The sequence below is a fragment of the Fusibacter sp. genome (assembly GCF_057447755.1).
This window is the reverse complement of record NZ_JBVBZF010000294.1, coordinates 1-4394: the sequence shown is the minus strand read 5'-3', so window position 1 is coordinate 4394 and position 4394 is coordinate 1. Positions and strand designations below refer to the sequence as shown.

5 protein-coding genes are annotated in these 4394 nt (G+C 42.6%); all 5 read left to right on the top strand.

Annotated elements, in window-relative coordinates:
* On the top strand, positions 1-537 hold a 537-nt coding region (locus AC220I_RS18770), incomplete at its 5' end, for an FGGY family carbohydrate kinase (RefSeq protein WP_486725393.1).
* A gap of 176 nt (positions 538-713) precedes the next feature.
* Positions 714-2153, top strand: a complete 1440-nt coding sequence (locus AC220I_RS18765) for an NAD(P)/FAD-dependent oxidoreductase (protein ID WP_486725392.1) — start codon at positions 714-716, stop codon at positions 2151-2153.
* A gap of 13 nt (positions 2154-2166) precedes the next feature.
* Positions 2167-3432, top strand: a complete 1266-nt coding sequence (locus AC220I_RS18760; RefSeq protein WP_486725391.1) for an NAD(P)/FAD-dependent oxidoreductase — start codon at positions 2167-2169, stop codon at positions 3430-3432.
* Entirely contained in the window at positions 3432-3809 is a 378-nt protein-coding gene (locus AC220I_RS18755; RefSeq protein WP_486725394.1) for a DUF1667 domain-containing protein, read from the top strand. Before AC220I_RS18760 ends, AC220I_RS18755 begins: the two co-directional genes overlap by 1 nt.
* 149 nt (positions 3810-3958) lie before the next feature.
* The gene (locus AC220I_RS18750) at positions 3959-4225 is read left to right on the top strand and encodes a CD3324 family protein (protein ID WP_486725390.1); all 267 of its coding nucleotides are present in this window, start codon (positions 3959-3961) and stop codon (positions 4223-4225) included.
* Positions 4226-4394: the final 169 nt, after the last annotated feature.

The window sequence follows — 4394 nt, the reverse complement described above, 5'->3', positions numbered from 1 at the left end:
ATCTCTGACGCTGCTGATACGGAATACTTCGCATCAAAGGTTGAAGATACTAACGGCGTCTATCTCGTACCTGCATTTGCAGGGCTTGGGGCACCCTACTGGGACATGTATGCAAGAGGCAGTATCGTCGGCTTGACAAGGGGCTCTAACAAGAACCATATTATTAGAGCCACACTGGAATCCATCGCTTATCAGACAAGAGATGTCCTTGAAGCCATGCAAGAGGATTCTAACATCAAGCTTGCATCACTAAAGGTCGATGGTGGTGCCACGGTTAATAATTTCCTTATGCAGTTCCAATCAGATATCTTGGGAGTAGATGTTGACCGCCCAAAAGTAACGGAAACAACCGCTCTTGGTGCCGCTTACCTTGCTGGCCTTGCAGTTGGTTTCTGGAAATCAAAAGAGGAAATCGCAGAAAACTGGGCCATGGGAAGACAATTCCAAAATACAATTGATGAAGACCAGAGAGCTAAGCTCTATAAGGGTTGGAAGAAGGCTGTCGAACGTTCTAAGGCATGGGAAGATGCGGAGTGATTTATTTAACTTCCTTATTAGAATCAAGTTTGATATAATAAAATTAATAGAAAATAAATGGCAAGAGAATGAGAGCCATCACAAGTCAGCCTTTGATTAGGCTTGTTTGTGATGGCTCTTTTTAATATTTGCACTAAGGATATAGATGTTTATTTTAAGTCATGGAGGTTTAAATCATGTATGACGTGGCTATAATCGGGGCAGGTGTCATTGGCGCTGCCGTTGCAAGAGAACTTACTAGATATAAGTTAAAAATTCTGATTCTCGAAAGAGATAACGATGTTTCAACAGGTACCTCAAAGGCCAATAGCGCCATCGTTCACGCAGGATATGATGCCCCTTTTGATACCAACAAAGGCAAGTTCAATGCATGGGGCAACAGGCTATTTGGGGATATCTGTCAAGTATTAGACGTTCCTTTTCAGCGCATAGGTTCACTTGTTTGTGCTTTCAATGAAGAAGACCTCCTCACCCTGGAAGCCTTAAAGCGCAACGGCGAACGTTTGAACATTCCCGATCTAAAAATTATCGACCAAGACGCTTTAAGAGCACTAGAGCCTCATATTTCGGAAAATGCCATCGCTGCACTCTATGCCCCTACTGCAGGTATTACTGAACCCTGGGAGCTCACCATGGCCTATATTGAAAATGCAATGGATAATGGTACTGACTTAAGGCTTAACTTTCAGGTCGAAAGTATCAAAAAAGAAGACCAGCATTTTGTCATTTCAAACGGACGTGAAACTGTCAAAGCAAGGTATGTCTTAAATGCAGCTGGGGTATATGCCGACAGGGTCTATGAAATGGTTTGTCATGATCCAGAGTTCTCCATTACACCAAGAAGGGGACAGTATTATCTACTGGATAAGACCGCCAAAGGTCATGTGCATTCAATCATTTTTCCATGTCCCTCAAAGCTAGGCAAGGGAACTTTAATCGTTCCGACTGTGGATGGCAACCTTCTCATCGGACCAAATTCTGAAGATTTACCTCTTGATGCCAAGGAGGCCACAGAAACGACTTCAGAAGGTCTTCAATATGTCAAACAGTCAGCAAGTGACCTTATTACAAACATACCTTTTAAAGAAAATATTACAACTTTTTCAGGCCTAAGAGCTGAACCTTCAACAGGAGACTTTATCATAGGACCAAGCAAGGTAGATGGATTTTATAACATCGCTGGTATGAAGTCGCCAGGACTTTCCAGTGCACCCGCAATCGGCATTTATGTGGCAAAGGAAATTTCTGAAATACTCAAAGCGCAATATAGAAACGATTTTATAGAAAATCGTCGAAAAAGAATTAAATTTGAGCATTTGACAGATCTTGAAAAACAGGCACTCATCAAAGAAAATCCCACCTACGGCCGCATCATTTGCCGTTGCGAGATGATCACAGAGGGGGAAATTATCGATGCCATCCACCGAAATTGCGGTGGCAGAACACTGAACGGCATCAAACGCCGTGTTAGACCTGGTGCAGGAAGATGTCAGGGTGGGTTCTGTGGTCCAAGGGTTATGGAAATACTCTCAAGAGAGCTCAAACTTGAAATGACAGACATCTGTCAAGAAGGCCCATCGTCCCAAGTACTCCTTGGCAAGACAAAATCAGAATAAGGGGGCATGTAATATGAATTATGATATTGTCGTCATTGGTGGCGGTCCAGCCGGACTTGCAAGTGCCATTGAGGCCCATAAAAACGGCATAAAAAGCATCCTCGTCATTGAAAGAGACCGAGAGCTAGGTGGTATCTTGCAGCAATGTATTCACAATGGTTTTGGACTCCATATTTTCAAAGAGGAGCTTACAGGACCCGAGTATGCGGAACGCTTTATCAATGAGTTGGTTCAAATGGGCATAGACTATAAACTGGACACCATGGTGCTTGAAATCCAATCCGATAGAACTATAAAAGCCATGAATGAAATCGATGGCTTTATGAGGATTCAGGCCAAGGCCATTATATTGGCAATGGGCTGTAGAGAACGCACCAGAGGTGCCATTGCAATTCCAGGCTCTAGACCAGCAGGCGTTTTCAGCGCGGGCACCGCACAGCGGTACTTAAATATGGAAGGGTATATGGTCGGTAAGCGCGTCCTAATCCTCGGCTCAGGTGATATTGGCCTCATCATGGCCCGGAGAATGACACTTGAAGGGGCTAAAGTACTAGCGGTTGCGGAATTGATGCCTTATTCAGGTGGACTCACAAGAAACATCGTACAGTGCCTAAATGATTTTGACATTCCATTATTGTTAAGCCATACTGTCACTGAAATCAAAGGCAGGGACCGCGTGACTTCAGTGGTCGTTTCCAAAGTGGATGACCATCTTAAACCCATTGCGGGTACTGAAGTGGCGTACGAATGTGACACCTTGTTGCTCTCAGTCGGTCTAATTCCCGAAAACGAACTCTCTAAACAAGCAGGCATTGAGATTGATCCAAGAACCAGCGGCCCAATTGTAAACGAAGCTATGGAAACAACAGTTGAAGGGATTTTTGCCTGTGGCAACGTGGTACATGTACATGACTTGGTGGATTTTGTTACAGAAGAAAGTAGACGTGCAGGCTATAATGCTGCCAAATATGTGTTGGAATCATCTAATGTAGTTTTCAATGTAATTAGTACCTCTTCGTGCGAGGGCATCACCTATATCGTGCCTCAAAACCTACGCTTTGAAAACCTTGAAGACCAAGTTAACCTCTTCATGAGAGTCAAGAAGGTTTATCACAATGCCAAACTGGTGGTAAAAGCCGATGGTGTTACCATTAAAGAAGTAAAAAGGCGTCACCTTGCACCTGGTGAGATGGAAAACATCATCCTTGAAAAGAGCTTGCTTAGTTCTATTGTAAAGTCCATTTCGGTTGAAATCGTCAAGGAGGTGGTTCCATCTTGATTCCAAATGAGTTGATTTGTATCGTCTGTCCACTGGGTTGTCATCTCACGATTGAAAAAGATGAGTCCAAAGAAAACGGCTTTAGAGTCTTTGGCAATAAATGTCCTCGGGGTGAGGTCTACGCCAATAAAGAGCTAACAGCCCCCACTAGGATGCTACCCACCACTGTAAAAATAAAGGGTGCAATTCTAAACCGACTCCCGGTAAAGACGGAGAAACCAATACCTAAAACGCTTGTGTTTGATTGCATGAAAGTAATTAACACAGTTGAAGTCACTGCACCCGTTAAAATGGGGGATATCATCATAGAGGATATCTTAGGTACAGGCATCAACATCGTGGCGACTCGATCAATGAAGGCTAAATCGTCAAGCTAGTCTATAAAGTGTTTAAAGCGTATTCAATCTTCTGAATTTCTGATATAATATTTGTATCGCCACTGGCGAAATCATAAAACGAGAGGAGTGATGTTCAATGAAAACTAACTGTAACTTATGGATTGTCAAAACACAGGAGGTAGAATTTATTGAACTACAAAAATGCTGCGGAGATACTGCCAGCAAATCTTCTCGAGGAATTGCAGAAATATATTGAAGGAACCGTAATTTATATTCCCAAGTCCTCTAGAAGAAAAGCATGGGGTATGAAAACTGGCTTGCGTGCTGAGCTGGATCAACGAAATGCGAACATTTTATCCGATTTTAAAACGGGCAAGTCCTTGAGCTTTATTGCCAACAAGTATTATATGAGTGAAGCTGCTGTTAAAAAAATTGTCTATAAAAAAAACACATGAGAAACAATAGTTTAAGCTGTTCTTTCCCTTTAAGTGTTTTGGCAGCCATGAGATAATAAGCTTGACCGGTTAAATCTTTCAGAAAGGGGGCGTTTAAATTGAAAATAAAGAGGTGGCTTAAACTCTAACGAGTTTAACATCAAAGGGTCCAGTATATACTGGGCCCTTT

Coding starts and splice junctions, on each gene's coding strand:
- AC220I_RS18765 (WP_486725392.1), top strand. CDS start 714: ATGTATGACGTGGCTATAATCGGGGCAGGTGTCATTGGCGCTGCCGTT.
- AC220I_RS18760 (WP_486725391.1), top strand. CDS start 2,167: ATGAATTATGATATTGTCGTCATTGGTGGCGGTCCAGCCGGACTTGCA.